At 77.4% G+C, this 17,359-nt stretch carries 16 protein-coding genes and 1 tRNA gene; 4 read left to right on the forward strand and 13 right to left on the reverse strand.

The window, feature by feature from the left end:
• Window positions 1-35: 35 nt before the first annotated feature.
• The 4 genes from ilvA to WDZ17_RS13340 form a co-directional block, all read right to left on the reverse strand.
• The gene (ilvA, locus tag WDZ17_RS13325) at window positions 36-1,295 is read right to left on the reverse strand and encodes a threonine ammonia-lyase (protein WP_339575656.1); all 1,260 of its coding nucleotides are present in this window, start codon (window positions 1,293-1,295) and stop codon (window positions 36-38) included.
• Window positions 1,292-2,602, reverse strand: a complete 1,311-nt coding sequence (locus WDZ17_RS13330) for a cystathionine gamma-synthase (RefSeq protein WP_339575657.1) — start codon at window positions 2,600-2,602, stop codon at window positions 1,292-1,294. The genes ilvA and WDZ17_RS13330 overlap by 4 nt, the downstream gene beginning before the upstream one ends.
• A 10-nt stretch (window positions 2,603-2,612) precedes the next feature.
• A complete protein-coding gene (gene yczE, locus WDZ17_RS13335; protein WP_494516974.1) occupies window positions 2,613-3,299 on the reverse strand; it encodes a membrane protein YczE in 687 nt (228 codons plus the stop codon).
• 94 nt (window positions 3,300-3,393) lie between these two features.
• Window positions 3,394-3,570, reverse strand: a complete 177-nt coding sequence (locus WDZ17_RS13340) for a hypothetical protein (protein WP_339575659.1) — start codon at window positions 3,568-3,570, stop codon at window positions 3,394-3,396.
• 438 nt (window positions 3,571-4,008) lie between these two features.
• Here WDZ17_RS13340 and yczR point away from each other — a divergent pair, with 438 nt between their 5' ends.
• Window positions 4,009-5,445, forward strand: coding sequence for a MocR-like transcription factor YczR (gene yczR, locus WDZ17_RS13345; RefSeq protein WP_494516973.1), 1,437 nt, complete (start codon window positions 4,009-4,011; stop codon window positions 5,443-5,445).
• A gap of 121 nt (window positions 5,446-5,566) precedes the next feature.
• Window positions 5,567-6,271 carry a peptide-methionine (S)-S-oxide reductase MsrA gene (gene msrA / locus WDZ17_RS13350; protein WP_339575661.1) on the forward strand — a complete coding sequence of 235 codons (705 nt, stop codon included), beginning with the start codon at window positions 5,567-5,569 and terminating at the stop codon, window positions 6,269-6,271.
• 67 nt (window positions 6,272-6,338) lie between these two features.
• Here the strand turns inward: msrA and WDZ17_RS13355 are convergent, their stop codons facing one another.
• Window positions 6,339-6,554: a hypothetical protein gene (locus WDZ17_RS13355; protein WP_339575662.1), complete on the reverse strand. Its 216-nt coding sequence runs from the start codon at window positions 6,552-6,554 to the stop codon at window positions 6,339-6,341.
• Between the two features lie 45 nt (window positions 6,555-6,599).
• The gene (locus tag WDZ17_RS13360; protein WP_339575663.1) at window positions 6,600-8,000 is read right to left on the reverse strand and encodes a cystathionine beta-synthase; all 1,401 of its coding nucleotides are present in this window, start codon (window positions 7,998-8,000) and stop codon (window positions 6,600-6,602) included.
• A 364-nt stretch (window positions 8,001-8,364) separates the two neighbouring features.
• On the opposite strand from WDZ17_RS13360, the gene WDZ17_RS13365 reads away from it, so the two are divergent.
• Window positions 8,365-9,327 carry an SGNH/GDSL hydrolase family protein gene (locus WDZ17_RS13365; protein WP_339575664.1) on the forward strand — a complete coding sequence of 321 codons (963 nt, stop codon included), beginning with the start codon at window positions 8,365-8,367 and terminating at the stop codon, window positions 9,325-9,327.
• 175 nt (window positions 9,328-9,502) lie between these two features.
• On the opposite strand, the gene WDZ17_RS13370 is transcribed toward WDZ17_RS13365, so the two are convergent.
• From WDZ17_RS13370 to WDZ17_RS13395, 6 genes are all read right to left on the reverse strand, one after another.
• A complete protein-coding gene (locus tag WDZ17_RS13370; RefSeq protein WP_339575665.1) occupies window positions 9,503-9,895 on the reverse strand; it encodes a hypothetical protein in 393 nt (130 codons plus the stop codon).
• Window positions 9,896-9,905: 10 nt separating this feature from the next.
• Window positions 9,906-10,748, reverse strand: coding sequence for a Bax inhibitor-1/YccA family protein (locus tag WDZ17_RS13375; RefSeq protein ID WP_339575666.1), 843 nt, complete (start codon window positions 10,746-10,748; stop codon window positions 9,906-9,908).
• A gap of 142 nt (window positions 10,749-10,890) precedes the next feature.
• Window positions 10,891-10,963, reverse strand: a tRNA-Leu gene (locus tag WDZ17_RS13380).
• A gap of 94 nt (window positions 10,964-11,057) precedes the next feature.
• The gene (locus WDZ17_RS13385; RefSeq protein WP_339575667.1) at window positions 11,058-11,996 is read right to left on the reverse strand and encodes an oxidoreductase; all 939 of its coding nucleotides are present in this window, start codon (window positions 11,994-11,996) and stop codon (window positions 11,058-11,060) included.
• A gap of 37 nt (window positions 11,997-12,033) precedes the next feature.
• A complete protein-coding gene (locus WDZ17_RS13390) occupies window positions 12,034-12,858 on the reverse strand; it encodes a uracil-DNA glycosylase (RefSeq protein WP_339575668.1) in 825 nt (274 codons plus the stop codon).
• A gap of 28 nt (window positions 12,859-12,886) precedes the next feature.
• Window positions 12,887-13,909 (reverse strand): Ppx/GppA phosphatase family protein, encoded by a 1,023-nt coding sequence (locus WDZ17_RS13395; RefSeq protein ID WP_339575669.1) that lies wholly within the window; start codon window positions 13,907-13,909, stop codon window positions 12,887-12,889.
• Between the two features lie 88 nt (window positions 13,910-13,997).
• Between WDZ17_RS13395 and WDZ17_RS13400 the strand changes: the two genes are divergently transcribed.
• Window positions 13,998-15,500, forward strand: coding sequence for a phytoene desaturase family protein (locus WDZ17_RS13400; RefSeq protein WP_339575670.1), 1,503 nt, complete (start codon window positions 13,998-14,000; stop codon window positions 15,498-15,500).
• Window positions 15,501-15,539: 39 nt separating this feature from the next.
• On the opposite strand, the gene WDZ17_RS13405 is transcribed toward WDZ17_RS13400, so the two are convergent.
• Window positions 15,540-17,228, reverse strand: coding sequence for an MFS transporter (locus WDZ17_RS13405; protein WP_339575671.1), 1,689 nt, complete (start codon window positions 17,226-17,228; stop codon window positions 15,540-15,542).
• Between the last annotated feature and the right edge of the window lie 131 nt (window positions 17,229-17,359).

Genomic DNA, 17,359 nt, shown 5'->3' on the forward strand with positions numbered 1-17,359 from the left:
GGGGACGCGCCCGCCCGTCGTCCCCGGCAGGACGGCTAGTCGACGACGCGCACGCCCGCGAGGGCGAGCGCCGTCAGCACGGCGGTGGCGTGCTCGTGCCCCGTCGTCTCCAGCTGCAGGCCGATCTCGACCTCGTCGACGGCCAGGGCCGACGTCGTGCGCGTGTGGAAGACCTCGAGGACGTTGGCGTCGGCCTCGGCCAGCACGCGCAGCACGCCGGACAGCGCGCCCGGCCGGTCGGGGACCCGGACGCGGCAGCCGAGGTAGCGCCCGGCGGAGGCCATGCCGTGCCGGATGACGCGCATGAGCAGGAGGGGGTCGATGTTGCCGCCGGACAGGACGACGGCGACCGGCGGCTCGAAGGCGCCCGGGTCCTCCAGCAGCGCGGCGACCGCGGCTGCCCCGGCGGGCTCCACGACGAGCTTGCTGCGCTCGAGCATGAGCAGCAGCGCCCGCGACAGCGACTCCTCGGCGACCGTGACGACGTCGTCGACCAGGTCGCGCACGAGGCCGAAGGGCACGTCGCCGGGCCGCCCGACGGCGATGCCGTCCGCCATCGTCGCCATCCGCGCGAGCGCCCGCGGCTCGCCGGCGTCGAGCGAGGCGGGCCACGCGGCGGCGCCCTCGGCCTGCGCCGCGACCACGCGCACGTGCGGCGCCCGGGCCTTGACCGCCGTCGCGATGCCGGCGACGAGGCCGCCCCCGCCCGTGCACACGACGACGGTCCGCAGGTCCGGGCACTGCTCGAGGAGCTCGAGGCCGACGGTGCCCTGCCCGGCGACGATGTCGACGTGGTCGAAGGGGTGGATGAGCACCGCCCCGGTCTCGGCCTCGTGGGCCCGCGCGTGCCCGAGGGCCTCGTCGACCGTCGTGCCCGCCTGGTGCACCTGCGCGCCGTACCGCTTCGTCGCCTCGACCTTGGGGATCGGCGCCCCGACCGGCATCCAGATCGTCGAGCGGATGCCGAGCAGCCGCGCCGCCAGCGCGACCCCCTGCGCGTGGTTGCCGGCGCTGGCGGCCACGACGCCGCGCTCCCGCTCGGCCGCCGACAGCCGCGACATCCGCGTGTACGCACCGCGGATCTTGAACGACCCGGCGTGCTGGAGGTTCTCGCACTTGAGCAGCACCGGGCCGCCGACCAGCTCGGACAGCGCCGCGCTGGGTTCCAGCGGCGTCGTGCGGACGACGTCGGCGAGCAGCTCGGCGGCGACCTCGACGTCGCCCACGGTGACGGCGGGCCGCTGCTCCGCCGCGTCCGCGGCGGCTGCCCCCCCGACGCCGGCCGCGGGGCTCACGGGCGGGCGGCGCCCTCGAGCGCCCGGTCGAGGTCGGCCAGCAGGTCGTCCAGGTCCTCCAGCCCCACGGACAGCCGGACGAGGTCGGCGGGGACCTCCAGCGGTGACCCGGCGGCGCTGGCGTGGGTCATCCGGGCCGGGTGCTCGACGAGGGACTCGACGCCGCCCAGGGACTCGGCGAGCGTGAACACCCGCGTGCGCGAGCACATCTCGAGCGCCGCGGCCTCGTCGGCGAGGCGCACGGAGACCATGCCGCCGAAGCGGCGCATCTGCCGGGCCGCGACGTCGTGGCCGCGGTGGCCGGCCAGCCCGGGGTAGAGCACCTCGCGCACGGCGGGGTGGGCCTGCAGGTGCGCGGCGACGGCCTCCGCGCTGTCGCAGTGCCGCTCCATCCGCACGGCGAGCGTCTTGAGGCCGCGCAGGACCAGCCAGGCGTCGAGCGGCCCGGCGACGGCGCCCATGGCGTTCTGGTGGAAGGCCAGCGCGTCGGCCAGCGGCTCCCCGGAGGGCGACGTGGCGTCGCCCACCACGAGCGCGCCGCCGACGACGTCGGAGTGCCCGCCGCAGTACTTCGTCGTCGAGTGGACGACGACGTCGGCGCCGAGGGCGAGCGGCTGCTGCAGGTACGGCGTCGCGAAGGTGCTGTCCACGGCGAGCAGCGCCCCGCGCCCGTGCGCCGTGGCGGCCAGCGCCGCGACGTCCGAGACGCCGAGCAGCGGGTTGGTCGGCGTCTCGCACCACACCAGCCGCGTGCGGTCGGTCATGGCGGCGGCGACGGCCCCGGGGTCGGAGGTGTCGGCGGGCGTGTGCTCGACGCCCCAGCGGGCCAGGACGGTCGAGAAGAGCCGGAACGTGCCGCCGTAGGCGTCGTCGGGGATGACGACGTGGTCGCCCGGCCGCAGCACCGCCCGCAGCAGGGCGTCCTCGGCGGCCAGGCCGGAGGCGAACGCGAAGGCCGCCCGCCCGCCCTCCAGCGCCGCGAGGCACTCCTGCAGCGCGTCCCGGGTGGGGTTGGCGGAGCGCGAGTACTCGTAGCCCGCGCGCAGCCCGCCGACGCCGTCCTGGGCGAACGTCGTCGCGACGTGGACGGACGGGACGACGGCGCCCGTCACGGGGTCGGGCTCGGAGCCGGCGTGGACGGCGCGGGTGGCGAAGCCCGCGGCCGACCAGTCCGTCGGGCCCGCGGCCGGCGGGCGGTGGCCCGCGACCGGGGTCTCGTCGGGGGTCTCGACGGCGATCTCGTCGTGGGTCTCGTCCGGGGTCTCGTCGGGCGTCTCGGGGCGGGCGGGGCCGGACGGGGTGCTCATCCGGCGGAGGCTACGCGGCGGCCCGGGGCCGGGGGCGGCCCCGGCGCGGACGTCGACGGTCGGAGACCGGCGGGCCGGGGCGAGCACCGCTCCCCCGCCCGGGGTCGGGGGCCGCGCGCTCCGGCACGGGCATCGCCAGGCGGGGCAGCAGCAGCCCGACGAGCGGGCCGATGGCGAGCGCGAAGACGAGGGTGCCCACCCCGAGCGTCCCGCCGAGCAGCCAGCCGACCAGGACGACCGACCCCTCGATGGCGCCGCGCACGAGCGCCACGGGTCGGCCGGTGCGGGCCACCAGCCCGGTCATGAGGCCGTCGCGGGGGCCGGGCCCGAGCCGGGCGCCCACGTAGAGCGCCGTGCCGAGGGCGTTGAGCGCCACGCCCCCGATGAGCAGACCCGCGGCGGCGGGTGCCGAGGTGGCGGCGGGAAGGAGCCGCAGGCCCAGCTCGACGGCCGCGGCCACGAGCACCACGTTGGCGACGGTCCCCACGCCGGGGCGCACGCGCAGCGGCACCCAGCACAGCAGCACCACCGCGCCGGCCACGAGGAGCACGAGGCCGAAGGACCAGCCCGTGCGCAGGGCGAGGCCCTGGTGGAGCACGTCCCACGGCGAGGCGCCGAGGTCCGCCCGCAGGACCATCGCCAGGGCGACGCCGAAGAGCAGCTGCCCGACGGCCAGCCGCGCGAGGCGGTGCCGCAGCGACCACGCGGGCCGTGGCGCCGCGGAGCCGGCCCGGGCGGCGCGCCCGCGGCGCGTCGCCCGGGACGAGGGGCTCACCAGGGCGCCGCGGGGGTCAGCGGGGGCCGGGGCCCGCGTAGGTGCGACCGGCGCCGGCGCGGTGGGTGTAGCGCAGGCCCTCGCCCGAGGTGTGCGAGGAGCCGTAGCCGTCGCGGCGGAGGTCGCGGACGGCGGCCACGAGGCCGGCGACGAGGAGGACGACGAACAGGGCGGTGAGGATGATCGAGACCATGGATCCATGGTGGACCGCTGATGGCCCCGTCGGAGCAGGCCAATCAGGGTGCCCTGGACCGGTCCGTCGCCGGCACCTCGGCCGGTCACCCCGTCCCGCCGACAGTCCCCGCACGGCGCGCCGCTCGCGCAGGTCCGTCGGGTCGGGCGCGGTGGCCCGCGTCGCGGGGCGCCGACCGCGGGACGCGGAGAGAGGCCCTCGAGCCGGCGGATCGGCCTGGTCCGCGCAGGCCACCGGCGCGGAACCGGGTGCATCCTGGTGCGCATGACCGCTGCTCCTGGACCGCGTGGCCCCCTACCGAGCGGCCCAGGACCGAGCGGCCCCGTACCGAGCGGCCCCGTACCGAGCGGCCCCGTACCGAGCGGCCCCGTACCGAGCGGCCCAGGAGCGAGCGGCCCCGAGGACGAGGGGTCGGCGGCCCGGCGGTCCGCCGACGAGGTGGCGGGCCTCGTGGGCCGCGCGACGCTGCACCCGCCGGTCGCCGCGACGCTCGCCGTGGGCCTCCGGCAGCTCGTCGCGGACGGCCGCCTGCCGGTGGGGGGACGGCTCCCGGCCGAGCGCGAGCTGGCCGCCGCCCTCGGCGTCAGCCGCGTCACCGTGACCTCCGCCTACCGCCGGCTGCGGGAGGACGGCTGGGCACGCTCGCGCACCGGCGCGGGCACGTGGACGAGCCTTCCGGACCGCAGCGGCGTGGTCGCCGCCTTCGTGCCGGGCAGCCCGCGCGACGGCACGGTCGACCTCACCTACGCCTCGCCGTCCGGCCCGCCCGAGGTGGCCGAGGCCTACGCCGCCGCCCTCGAGGCGCTGCCGCACCTGCTGCCGGGGCACGGGTACGCCGCGGGCGGGCTCGCCGACCTCCGCGCGCGCGTCGCGGAGCGGATGACCGGTCGCGGCCTGCCGACGACCACCGAGCAGGTGCTCGTCACGACCGGCGCCAGCGCCGCGATCTCCGGCGCCCTGCGGGCCGTCGTCCGCCGCGGGGACGGCGTGCTCGTCGAGCACCCCACCTGGCCGAACGCCGTCGACAAGCTCCGCGCGCAGGGCGCCCGGGTCGTGCCGGTGCCTCGCGACCCCGCCGCACCCCAGGGCACCGGCGGCTTCCCGGCGGCCCTGGACCGGGCGGCGCGCGAGACCGCGCCCGCGCTGGCCTACCTCGTGCCCGACTTCGCCAACCCGACCGGCGCCGTCCTCACCGTCGACGAGCGCCGGCGCGTCGTCGCCAGCCTGCACGGGCGCGGCGTCGTGGTGCTGGCCGACGAGACCCTCGCGGACCTGGCCCTCGACGAGGACGACCCGGCGCTGCGCCCGCCGCTGGCGTCCGTGGGCCCCGACGGCGCCGTCCTCACGGCGGGGTCGCTCAGCAAGTCCGTGTGGGCGGGGCTGCGGGTGGGCTGGCTGCGGGGGGAGCCCTCGCTGCTGGCGCGCGTCGCGGCCGCGGCCACGCGCGAGCACGGCTCCCTGCCCGTCGTCGACCAGCTCGCCGCGTGCGTGCTGCTCGACCGCCTGGACGACGCGCTCGTGGGTCGCCGCGAGCGGCTGCGGGAGCAGCGCGACGTGCTCGTCGACGCCCTGCGCGAGCGGCTGCCGACGTGGGAGGTCCCGCGGCCCCCCGGCGGCCTGTCGCTGTGGTGCCGCCTGCCGCGGGGGACGTCGTCGTCCGCCGTGACGGAGGCCGCCGAGCGGCACGGGCTGTTCCTGTCCACCGGCTCGCGCTTCGGCGTCGGCCACGCCTTCGACGAGCACCTGCGGCTGCCGTTCACCCAGCCGGTGCCCGTGCTCCTGGACGCCGTGGAGCGGCTCGTGCGCGCCGCCGCGGACGCCGACCGCGCCTGGGGCGCGCCGACGACGTCACGGACGGGCGCCGTCCTCGGGTGAGGCCGGCACCCGGGCGGCGGTCCGGCCGCGGGGAACGCGCGGCCCCGGAGCGGTGTTGACGCCACCGGACCGGGAGGCGCTCGCGCCGGCCCGGTGGACCGCCCGAGGACGACGCACCGAGATGCTCCAGGAGGACGACGTGGCCCTGTTCGGGACCCGCATGAGGACGACGATGGTCGAGCGCGACGACGCGCTGCCCGGCCGTGAGCACCGCCCGTACCACGTGCCGACGACGCATGCCGTCCTCGGCACCCCGCTCGAGGGCCCGTGGCCCGAGGGCACCCAGCGCCTCTACGTGGCCATGGGCTGCTTCTGGGGCGCCGAGCGCCTGTTCTGGGGGATGGACGGCGTCGTCACGACGGCCGTCGGGTACATGGGCGGGTTCACCCCGCACCCCACGTACGAGGAGACCTGCACGGCGCGCACGGGCCACACCGAGACGGTGATGGTCGCGTACGACCCGGAGGTCACCAGCGCCGAGACGCTGCTGCGGACGTTCTGGGAGGAGCACGACCCGACCCAGACCAACCGGCAGGGCAACGACGTCGGCACCGAGTACCGCTCGGCGGTCTACTGGACGACGCCCGAGCAGGAGCAGGTCGTCCGCGCCACGAAGGACGCCTTCGCCGCCGAGCTCGAGCGCTTCCGCCTCGGGCCGATCGCGACCGAGATGCGCTCCGCCGACGACGCCGGCCCGTTCTACTACGCCGAGGACTACCACCAGCAGTACCTGCACAAGGTGCCGAACGGATACTGCGGCCTCGCCGGCACGGGCGTCAGCTGCCCCGCCGGGATCCTGCCCGCCGAGGACGGCGCGACCCGCTGAGCCGGCCGTGACGTGAGCGAGCCCCGCCGACCTCCCGGTCGGCGGGGCTCGCCCGTGTGCGGGCCGGTCACTCCTCGGCGTTCGGCACGGCGTCCCGGTCGAAGGTCTTCGGCCCGTGGTCGCCGCCGCCGGCGTCCTGCCGGACCGACTCCTCCTCGCGCTCGGTGCGGTGGTCGAGCGCCTCCTCGTCGAGGTCGGGGCTCTTGGCGTGCTCCTCGCGGTCCTTGGGGGTCGGGACGGTCGGCTGGATCGGGTCGGGCGTGTCGCCGCTGGGGGTGCTCATGCCGCGACGTTACGTCGGCGGGGGGCCACCGTCTCGGCGAGCGCGTCAGCCCGCCGCGTAGGCCAGCAGGTCGGCGCGCGTGACCACGCCGGCCGGCTTGCCGTCGTCGACGACGAGCAGCGCGTCGGACGTCTGCAGCGCGGAGCGCGCGGCGCTGGCGGGCTCGCCGCCCCCGATCCGCGGCATCGCCGCGGACATGTGGCGGCCCACGGGGTCGGTGAGCTGCGCGGCCCCCGAGAACACGGCGTCGAGCAGGTCGCGCTCGCTGACGGCGCCGACGACCTCGCCGATGACGACGGGCGGCTCGGAGGAGACGACGGGCATCTGCGACACGCCGTACTCGTGGAGGATCTCGACGGCGTCGCGCACCGTCTCCGCCGGGTGGGTGTGGACGAGCTCCGGCAGGTCCCCCGCCTTGCGGCGCAGCACGTCCCGCACGGTCGTCGTGCCGGCGCCGGCCTCGGCCGCGGTGGTGCCCGCCGTGGAGAAGCCGTAGCTCGCCATCCAGCGGTCGTCGAAGATCTTGGCCAGGTAGCCGCGGCCGGAGTCCGGCAGCAGCACGACGACGACGTCGTCCGGCCCCAGCTCCCGCGCCACCTCGAGCGCCCCGACGACGGCCATGCCGCAGGAGCCGCCGACGAGCAGGCCCTCCTCGCGCGCCAGGCGGCGGGTCATCGCGAACGCCTCGGCGTCGTCGACGGCGACGATCCGGTCCGGCACGGACGGGTCGTACGCCCGCGGCCACATGTCCTCCCCGACGCCCTCGACGAGGTAGGGCCGCCCGCTGCCGCCGGAGTACACCGAGCCCTCGGGGTCGACGCCGACGACGGCGACGGGGCCGCCCTCGCGGTCCGCGGAGACCTCCTTGAGGTAGCGGCCGGTCCCGCTGATGGTCCCGCCCGTGCCGACGCCGGCGACGAAGTGCGTGAGCCGGCCGTCGGTGTCGGCCCACACCTCGGGGCCGGTGGTCTCGTAGTGGCTGAGCGGGCCGTTGGGGTTGGAGTACTGGTCGGGCTTCCACCCGCCCGGGAGCTCGCGGGCCAGCCGGTCGCTGACGGAGTAGTAGGACTCGGGGTGCTCGGGCGGCACGGCGGTGGGGCACACGACGACCTCGGCGCCGTAGGCCCGCAGGACGGCGCGCTTCTCCTCGCCGACCTTGTCGGGGCAGACGAAGACGCACGTGTAGCCGCGCTGCTGGGCCACGAGCGCCAGCCCCACGCCCGTGTTGCCCGACGTCGGCTCGACGATGACGCCGCCCGGCCGCAGGTCCCCCGACGCCTCGGCGGCGTCGACCATCCGGACGGCGATGCGGTCCTTCACCGACCCCCCGGGGTTGAGGTACTCGACCTTCGCGAGCACCGTCGCCGCGATGCCCTCGGTCACGCGGTTCAGGCGGACGAGCGGCGTACCGCCCACGAGGTCGACGACGTGCTCGGCGTAGCGCATGTCCGCATCCTGGCACCCGGCCCGCAGGTCGGCCGGGGCGCGCGGCCGTCCGCCCCGGCGCCGCCGGCGGGCAGGGGCAGCCGGCTCCACGCCGCAGCGCTGCGCACGGCGACCTGCAGAAGGTGCCGACCGAACCGGACGCACCTCGCTGACCTGCGTCGACGCGCACGGCGACGGACTTCTGCAGGTCGCCTCGTCGGCGTCCGCGCGGTGGGCCCCCCGTCGTGACGCGTCGTGACCCGGGTCGCGGCGCTGCGCCCCGCGCGGGTGCACGCGCCGTGCTCCCGCCGCCCTAGCCTCGGTGGCGGTGCGGGAGGTCCTGCGGGCCCGGAGCAGCACGAGGACGAGCGGGACGAGGAGCGCGATGTCGAGGGCGAGCAGGGCGCGGCGCGCGGCCGCGGCGGCGGCGTTCGGCGGGGGCGGGCTGACCGCACTGACGGCCGTGGCGGTCGGCGTCGTGGCGGTGGAGGCGCGCCTGGCCCGCCGTTGGGTCGGCCGCCCCTTCGGCGACGCCGGCCCGGAGGCGGACGGCGTCTACGGCGCCGGCCCCGGGACGACGCTCGTCCTCGGCGTCGTCGGGGACTCGAGCGCCGACGGCCTCGGCGCGGAGACCGCCGAGCAGACCCCGGGGGCCATCGTCGCCACGGGTCTCGCGGCGCTGGCCGGGCGGCGCGTGCGCCTGGTCAACAAGGCCGTCGTCGGTGCCGACTCGCGCGACCTGCCGGGGCAGGTCGACCGCCTGCTCGCGGACGTCGCCGCCCCCGACGCCGTCCTCGTCATGGTGGGGGCGAACGACGTCACCCACCGGGTGCGGCCGCCCGAGGCCGTCCGCGCGCTGGGGGAGGCGATGGCGCGGCTGCGGTCCGCGGGCGCGGAGGTCGTCGTCGGCACCTGCCCCGACCTCGGCGTCGTGGAGCCCGTCGCGCAGCCGCTGCGGACGCTCGCGCGGCGCGGGGGACGCGAGCTCGCGGCGGCGCAGACGATCGCCGTCGTGGAGGCCGGCGGACGTTCGGTCTCGCTCGGGGACCTGCTCGGGCCCGAGTTCCGGGCGGCGCCGACGGAGCTGTTCAGCGCCGACCGCTTCCACCCCTCCCCCGCCGGCTACGCCCGCGCGGCCGCCGTCCTGCTCCCGGCCGTCGGTGCCGCGCTCGACCTGTGGCCGGCGCAGGAGCGGGTGGGTCGCAGCGACCGCGTCGTCCCCGTGGCCCAGGCCGCCGCCGCCGCCGCGCACGAGCCGGGCACCGAGGTCGAGGGCGCCCGTCACCACGGCGCCGAGCGCGGCCCCCTCGGCCGCTGGGCCCGCCTGCGTCGCCGCTCGGAACGCTGAGCCGGGCGGGACGGGTCGTCCTGCACGTGCCCGACCCGCCGGCGCCCGCACGCCTCACCCGACGTCGGCGACGACATCGCCTCTCCGGCGCCCCCCACCCGACGTCGGCGACGACTTCGCTCCCTCGGGGACCCCACACCCGACGTCGGCGACGACGTCGGGTGGGCGCGGGCGGTCAGAGGGTGCGGCGCAGGGCGACGAGGCGGTTGTGCAGCGTGGCCAGGGCGGCGGCGTCGTCGCGCACCTGGGCCGCGGCGAGGACGTCACGGGCCAGGACGGCGAGCTGGTGGCCGAGGGCGTGGGCACCGAGCACCGGGACGACGCGGCGCGGCTCGCCCTCGAGGTCGGCGCCCGCGTCGGCGAGCTGCTGCAGGAGCGGACGCAGGAGGTCGACGGGCGCCCCGGCCTGCACCCCCTCGTCGTCCACCGCCTCGGCCCCGACAGGCCTCGGGCCCGGCCGCACGAGGCGGCCGGGCCCGAGGGCGGCGACCCGGTCGAGGCAGCGCCGGAGCTCGCGCTGGACCTCGTCGACGAGCAGGGGCTCGACCGGGCCGGTGGTGCTGCTCACGCGAGGGGCGTCACTCGCCGCCGCGCAGGATCGACAGCAGGCGCAGGATCTCGATGTAGAGCCAGACCAGCGTCGTCACCAGGCCGAAGGCGGCCTTCCAGGCGAACTGCTGCGGGAGCCCGTTCTTCACGCCCTGCTCGATGAAGTCGAAGTCGAGGATGAGCGAGAAGGTCGCCAGGCCGACCCCGAGCAGCCCGATGAGCCAGCCGAAGGGGGTGTCGTAGGCGCTCTGCCCGGTGAAGAGGCCGATGCCGAGGTTCACGAGGAGGAAGACGAGGTAGCCCGGGAGGGCGATCATCATGAACTTGCGGAACTTCGGCGAGGCCCGGACGACCTTGGTCTTGTAGGCGACGAGCATCGCGGCGAAGGCACCGAGCGTGCCGAGCACCGCCTGGAAGACGATCCCGCTCAGCGCCGCCTCGAAGGCCTGGCTGATGGAGCCCAGCACCGCGCCCATGAGGACGGCGTAGGCGAACATCACCCCCGGCCGGATCTTCTTGCTGAGGTTCGCCCAGAGCCCGAGCCCGACGGCGACGAGCATGAGCGGCAGCACGAGCCCGAGACCCGCGCCCACGGGCGTCAGCACCCACGTCGCCGCCGCGGCGACGACGAGCACGCCGAACAGCGCGCCCGTGCGCACGACGACGTCGTCGTAGGTCATCCGACCCGTCTGCGCGCCGCCGGCGGAGGGCTGCGCGTACATCTCCTGCAGCTGCTGCGGCGTCATGTCCTGCGGGCCACCACCGCTGCGCGTCGGCGTGCGGCCGCTGCCGCGGCCCGAGTCGTCGAAGGTCGCGTAGCCGCCCGGCGAGAACGCCTTGTCGTTCCGGAAGGCGGGGTTGTGGCTCTGCATCGGACTCCCTGCTCGGGTGACCTCGTGGACGAGGCCTCGTGGTCGACGTCGGACCGCACGGCCCGCCGTGCCTGGTGCAACGCCCCTGGTCTCGGCGGAGTTCCTCCCGTCCGGCACCACCCCTGCCGACAGGCCCGGGCAGCACCCCCGACGGGACTCGAACCCGCACTGAAGCGCTTTTAAGGCGCCTGCCTCTGCCGTTGGGCTACGGGGGCCCGCGGGGGCGCTCGGACGGCGCGAGCAGGACGCGCCGTCGCGGGCGACCACGACACGCCCGAGGCTAGCCGCGGGTGCGGTGCTCCCGAGGGCCTACGCCGCGCGGGTCAGGTCGTAGGTGACGCCCGTGAGCTTCTCGCTCTCCGCCCAGAGGCGTCGGGCGGCGGCGTCGTCCCGGGCGCGCTCGGAGCGGCCGACGAGCACGGGGGCGCCGCGCATCTCGCCGCGCCCGTCCGGGCCGTAGTACTCGTCGCCGCGCGCGCCCGGGTCCGTGCCGGCGCGCAGCAGGGGCAGGGCGCCGTCGGCGTCGCTCTGGGCGAGGAGGCGGTTGGCGAGGCCCATGAGCGCCCGGAGCCCGGGGACGGGCACACCCGCCGTGGCCCCGGACTGCAGGCCCGTGGCCGCGTACCCCGGGTGGCCCGCCACGGCGAGGACGTCGGAGCCGGCCGCCTGCAGACGCCGCTGCAGCTCGGAGGTGAAGAGGAGGTTGGCCAGCTTGCTCTGGCCGTAGGCGCCCCACCGCGAGTAGTGCTCGCGGCCCATGAGGTCGTCGAAGGCCATCCGCCCGGAGCGGTGGGCGCCGCTGCTCGTGCTCACCACGCGGGCGGCCGGCGCCGCGCGCAGCGCGGGCATCACCTTCCCCACGAGGGCGAAGTGCCCGAGGTGGTTGGTGCCGAGCTGCCGCTCGAAGCCGTCCTCGGTCTCCCCGCGCGGGACCGCCATCACCCCGGCGTTGGCGAAGAGGAGGTCGAGCCGGTCGTCCGTGCGCCGGCGGACCTCCTCGGCCGCGGCGCGCACCGACGCCAGCGAGGCGAGGTCCACCTCGAGCAGCTCGACGTCGGCGCCCGGTGCCGCGCGGCGCACCCGCTCGACCGCGGCCCGCCCGCGCTCGGGGTCACGGGCGCCCATGAGCACCCGGGCGCCGTGCTGGGCGAGGGCGCGGCTGACGTTCAGCCCCAGGCCGCTGTTGGCTCCCGTGACGAGCGCCGTGCGCCCGCGCTGGTCGGGGACGTCCTGCTCGCTCCAGCCCATGGGGGTCTCCTCCGTCGGTCGGCTGCGGTGCTGCGGGTCACCCAGCCTCACCGCTCGCGAGTCGCCCTGCCCGCTGGACGACGTCGTCGAGCATCGTCTCGGTGAGCCGCCCGGTCGCGGTGTTCTGCTGGCTGACGTGGTAGCTGCCGAGCAGCACGACGGGCGTCGCCCGCGGCCGGTCGAGCTCGGCGGAGGCGCCGTGGCCGAAGCGCGGCGCGGGGCGCGGCACCCCCCACCCCGCCCGGCGCGCCAGGCCGAGCGCCGACTGCCAGGCGTAGCCGCCGAGGGCGAGGACGACGGCGAGGTCGGGCATCAGGGCCACCTCCCGGTCCAGCCAGGGAGCGCACGTCTCCCGCTCGACCGGCAGCGGCATGTTGTCCGGCGGGGCGCAGCGGACCGGGGCGGCGATCCGCGCGCCGTGCGCCACGAGGCCGTCGTCGGCCGACGTGCTGGTCGGCTGGTTGGTGAGCCCGGCGCGGTGCAGCGCCGCGACGATCCAGTCCCCGGAGCGGTCGCCGGTGAAGACGCGCCCCGTGCGGTTGCCCCCGTGCGCCGCGGGCGCGAGGCCGAGGACGAGCAGCCGCGAGCCGACGTCCCCGAAGCCGGGCACGGGGCGGCCCCAGTACTGCTCGTCGGCGTAGGCGCGGCGGCGCGTGCGGGCGACCTCCTCGCGCCAGGCCACCAGCCGCGGGCAGGCGCGGCAGTCGCTGACCCGCGCGTCCAGGGCGGCGGCGTCGGGGGCCGCCGCGGCCCGCCGGCGCACCCCGGCGGCGGTCGTGGCCGCGGGGACGCCGCCGAGCAGGCGCCCCGGGGCGGAGGGACCGGGCGACGGCGGCGGCGCCTCGTCCCTCGGGTCGGCCACGTCGGGGAGGCCGGGCAGGTCGGCCACCTCAGGCCAGCGACAGCGCGATGCCGTCGAGGATGTCGTGCTCGCTGGCGACGACCGACCGGACGTCGGCGACGTCCGCGACCCGCTGGACGACCCGCGCCCAGACCAGCGCCCCGGCCCCGATGACGTCGACGCGCCCCGGGTGCATGTAGGGCAGGGCCGCTCGCTGCTCGCGGGTCATGGCGAGCAGGTCGGCGCAGGCGGCCAGCACCTCCGGCACGGGCAGGACGGCGCCGTGGATCGCGCCGGGGTCGTAGCGCGGCAGGCGCAGCGCGTGGGCGGTGATGGTCGTGACGGTCCCGGCCACGCCGACGAGGGTGCCCGTCGCCTCCAGCGGCACGGCCGCCGCGACCCGGTCGAGGGCCTCGTCGACGTCGGCGCGCGCCGCCGCGACCTGCTCCTCGCCCGGCGGGTCGTCCGCCAGGTGCCGCTCGGTGAGCCGCACGCACCCGACGTCGACGGACAGGCCGGCCGGCGTCGCGCCCCGGGCGGTGGCGTCCGGGTCGCCGAGGACGACCTCGGTCGAGCCCCCGCCGAGGTCGACGACGCAGTAGGGCGAGGCCAGCGTCACGCCGTCCGGTCCGGTCGGCGGCACGCCCGTCGACGCGCCGCGGAAGGAGAGCGCGGCCTCCTCGGCGCCGGCGACCACCTCGGGCTCCACCCCCAGCGCCTCGCGGACGCCGTCGACGAAGACCTGCGCGTTGGAGGCGTCCCGGCTCGCGGACGTCGCGACGAAGCGGGTGCGCTCGGCGCCGAGCTCGCGCACCAGGGCGGCGTAGTCGCGGGTGGCCGCGAGCGTGCGCTCCAGGGCGCCGTCGGAGAGCCGGCCGGTCGCGTCGACGCCCTCGCCGAGACGGACGACGCGCATCTCGCGGTGGACGTCGACGAGCGGCGGCGTCCACGCGCCGGAGCCCGCGGCGGCCGGGGCACCGGGGCGCCCGGGCTGGTCGGGCAGGTCGGGCAGGTCGGCCACGAGGAGCCGGATCGAGTTCGTGCCGCAGTCGATGGCCGCCACGCGCGTCATGGGCCCACCCTCCCAGCCGCACCCCGTCCCGGCGGAACCGGCGGGACGCGCCTGCGCGGCGACGAGGCAGGGCTGGCACGCTCGGCGCGTGACGACGCCGAGCCCGACCCCCGCTGCGCGGCGACGGGGCGACGACGTCGACGTCGTGGTGGTCGGCTCCGGCCCGAACGGGCTCGCCGCGGCGGTCGTGTGCGCGCGCGCCGGCCTCTCGGTCGAGGTCGTCGAGGGCGCGGGCACGCTCGGCGGCGGGATGCGGACGCAGGAGGCCACGCTGCCCGGCTTCCGGCACGACCTGTGCTCGGCCGTGCACCCGATGGCCGTCGCGTCGCCGTTCTTCGCCGCCTTCGACCTCGCCGCGCACGGCGTCGAGATGCTCCAGCCCGAGGTCGCCTACGCCCAGCCGCTCGACGGGGGGCGCGCCGGCATCGCCTGGCGCGACCTCGAGCGGACGGTCGACGGGCTCGGCGTCGACGGCCCCGCCTGGCGCGCGCTCGTCGGCCGCCTCGCGGGCTCGTGGCGGGCGACGGCGGACGTCGCCCTCTCCGACTTCCGCTCGCTGCCGCACCACCCGCTCGGCGCGGCCTCCTTCGCGCTCGCCGTCCTCGAGCAGGGCACGCCCGCGTGGGACCTGCGCTTCCGCGAGGACGTCGCCCCCGCGCTGCTCACCGGCGTGGGCAGCCACGCCATCGCCCCGCCGCGTCGCCTCGCCCCCGCGGCCGGCGGCCTGTGGCTCGCCGGCCTCGCGCACGCCGTCGGCTGGCCGATCCCCCGCGGCGGGTCGCAGTCCATCGCCGACGCCCTGGTGGACGACGTCCGGGCGCACGGCGGGACGCTGCGCACCGGCGAGCACGTGACGTCGCTCGGCCAGCTCCCCCGCGCCCGCGCCGTCCTCCTCGACGTCGCCGCGCAGGGGCTGCTCGACCTCGCCGGGGACCAGCTGCCCACGGGCTACCGCCGCTGGCTGGAGCGCTGGCGCTACGGCGGCGGCGTCTGCAAGGTCGACTACGCCCTGTCCGGCCCCGTGCCGTGGGCGGCGCCCGACGTCGGTCGCGCCGGCACCGTCCACCTGGCCGGGACCCGCGCGGAGATGCAGGCCGCGGAGCGCGCCGTCGTCGCCGGCCGGCACGCCGAGCGGCCCGTCGTCCTGGCCTCGCAGCCGGGCGTCGTCGACCGCAGCCGGGCGCCGGAGGGCTCCGAGGTGCTGTGGACGTACGCGCACGTGCCCAACGGCTCCCCCCGCGACCTCGGGGACGCCGTCACCGCGCAGGTGGAGCGCTTCGCGCCCGGGTTCTCGGACCTCGTCCTCGACCGCCGCGTCGTCCCCGCCTCCCGCCAGCAGGAGCAGGAGCCCAACAACGTCGGCGGCGACATCGCGACCGGCGCCGTCACGCCGTGGCAGCTGCTCATGCGCCCGGTGCCGCGGTGGGACCCGTACCGGACGCCGCTGCCCGGCGTCTACCTGGCGTCCGCGTCCGTGCCGCCCGGCCCGGCCGTCCACGGGATGGCCGGCGTCCACGCCGCCGGGCGCGTCCTGCGGCAGCGCTTCGGGCGCCGCGTCGACCCGCTCGACGTCGTCCGCGGCGCCGCCTGAGCCCGGCGGGCACCGCCACGGCCCGGTGGCGCCGGGCCGTCAGCGCGCCGGGACGGGCTCGCGCTCGTCGTCCGTCCGGTCCGGTGCGTCGTCGGCGGCCGACGCCGAGGCGTCCCCCTGCCCCTCCCCGGACGGCTGCTCCTGCTGCGGACGCGCGCCGCTGCTGGAGGCGTCGAGGTCGCGCTGGCGGATGAGGACGGCGCACAGCACCGCGCCCACGCCCGCGACGACGGCGCCGACGAGGAAGAGCTGGTCCATGCCCGAGGTGAACGCCTCGCGCGCGGCGTCCACGAACGGTTGCTGCGCCTGCGCGGGCAGCGACGAGGCGACCCGGCCGATCGCGCCGGACGTCACCGCCTCGACGACGCCCTCCTGCGCCTGCGCGGACAGCCCACGCCCGGCCAGCGCCGACCCGACCTCGTCGGTGATGTGCGCGGCGAACAGCGCCCCGAAGGCGGCGGTCCCGGTGGCGATGCCGACCTGGCGGAAGGTGTTGTTGATCCCCGAGGCCATGCCGGACCGGCGCTGCTCCACGACGCCGACGGCGAGCGCGCCGAGCGGGGCGTTGACCATGCCGATGCCCGCGCCCGCGACGAGGAAGCCGGGCAGCAGCGCGGTCCAGGCCGAGTCGCCGTCGAGCCCGCGCATGAGCAGCAGCCCCACCATGAGCAGCGCCAGCCCGACGGGGATGAGCACCCGGAAGGGGACCTTGTCGGTCAGCCGCCCGGCGATCGGCGCGACGACGAAGGACATGCCGCTGACGGCCAGCAGCCGGACGCCCGTCTCGAGCGCCGAGTACCCGAGCACGTTCTGCAGGTACAGCGTCAGGTACAGGAAGAGCGAGAACAGGGCGGCGGAGACGGCGAAGGCCGCGACCTGGGCACCGACGAACGCAGGACGGCGGAACAGCCGCAGGTCGAGCATCGGGTCGTCCCGGCGGGCCTGCACGACGACGAAGACGACGAGCAGGACGAGCGCGCCGCCGAGCTCGAGCAGGGTGCTCGTGCTCGACCAGCCCTGGTCGTTGCCGCGGATGAGGCCGAAGACGAGCAGCGCGAGCCCGAGGCTGAAGGTCACGAGCCCGGGCACGTCGACCCCCCGGGCCTGCGGGTCGCGGGACTCCCGCAGCCGCGCCACCGAGACCGCGATCGCCAGCGCCGCGACGGGCAGGTTGACGAAGAAGATCCAGCGCCACGACAGGCCGGTGACGAGCAGCCCGCCGACGAGGGGGCCGATCGCCACGGACGCGCCCGTCACGGCGCCGAAGACCCCGAAGGCGACCCCGCGGTCCCGGCCCGAGTACGACGACGCCAGCAGCGCCAGCGAGGTCGCGAACATGATCGCGCCGCCGACGCCCTGCACGGCCCGGCAGGCGGTGAGCAGGCCCGGGGACGTCGAGAGGCCGCAGCCCAGCGAGGCCAGCGCGAAGACGGCGATGCCGACGACGAAGATCTTCTTGCGCCCCACCCGGTCGCCGACCGAGCCGGCCGTGAGCAGGAAGGCGGCGAGGGTGAGGGCGTAGGCGTCGATCACCCACTGCAGGTCGGAGAAGGAGGCCGAGAGGTCTGCCTCGATGTCCGGCAGGGCGACGTTCACGATCGTCACGTCGACGAGCAGCATGAAGATCGCCACGGCGACCGCGACGAGCGGCCACCACTTGCCCCCCTGCGGCCGCTCGGCGGCGTGCCGCGGGCCGGTCCGTGCCCGCGCGGTGGCGTGCTGGCTCATGGGTGCGCCTCTCGGTCGGTGCTGTGCTCGGGTACCGGCGCGACCCCGTCGTCCGCGGCGCCCCACCGTAGGCGAAGCGGAGCCGCGTCTCAACATGGAGCGCCCTCTCCGGACGCTCGTAGGGTGGGGGG

This window comes from Pseudokineococcus basanitobsidens, assembly GCF_037482545.1.
Classification (GTDB): domain Bacteria; phylum Actinomycetota; class Actinomycetes; order Actinomycetales; family Quadrisphaeraceae; genus Pseudokineococcus; species Pseudokineococcus basanitobsidens.

Coding starts and splice junctions, on each gene's coding strand:
- WDZ17_RS13405 (WP_339575671.1), bottom strand. CDS start 17,228: ATGAGCCAGCACGCCACCGCGCGGGCACGGACCGGCCCGCGGCACGCC.
- WDZ17_RS13340 (WP_339575659.1), bottom strand. CDS start 3,570: ATGGTCTCGATCATCCTCACCGCCCTGTTCGTCGTCCTCCTCGTCGCC.
- WDZ17_RS13385 (WP_339575667.1), bottom strand. CDS start 11,996: ATGGGCTGGAGCGAGCAGGACGTCCCCGACCAGCGCGGGCGCACGGCG.
- WDZ17_RS13365 (WP_339575664.1), top strand. CDS start 8,365: ATGTCGAGGGCGAGCAGGGCGCGGCGCGCGGCCGCGGCGGCGGCGTTC.
- WDZ17_RS13355 (WP_339575662.1), bottom strand. CDS start 6,554: ATGAGCACCCCCAGCGGCGACACGCCCGACCCGATCCAGCCGACCGTC.
- WDZ17_RS13375 (WP_339575666.1), bottom strand. CDS start 10,748: ATGCAGAGCCACAACCCCGCCTTCCGGAACGACAAGGCGTTCTCGCCG.
- msrA (WP_339575661.1), top strand. CDS start 5,567: ATGCTCCAGGAGGACGACGTGGCCCTGTTCGGGACCCGCATGAGGACG.
- WDZ17_RS13360 (WP_339575663.1), bottom strand. CDS start 8,000: ATGCGCTACGCCGAGCACGTCGTCGACCTCGTGGGCGGTACGCCGCTC.
- WDZ17_RS13395 (WP_339575669.1), bottom strand. CDS start 13,909: ATGACGCGCGTGGCGGCCATCGACTGCGGCACGAACTCGATCCGGCTC.
- WDZ17_RS13330 (WP_339575657.1), bottom strand. CDS start 2,602: ATGAGCACCCCGTCCGGCCCCGCCCGCCCCGAGACGCCCGACGAGACC.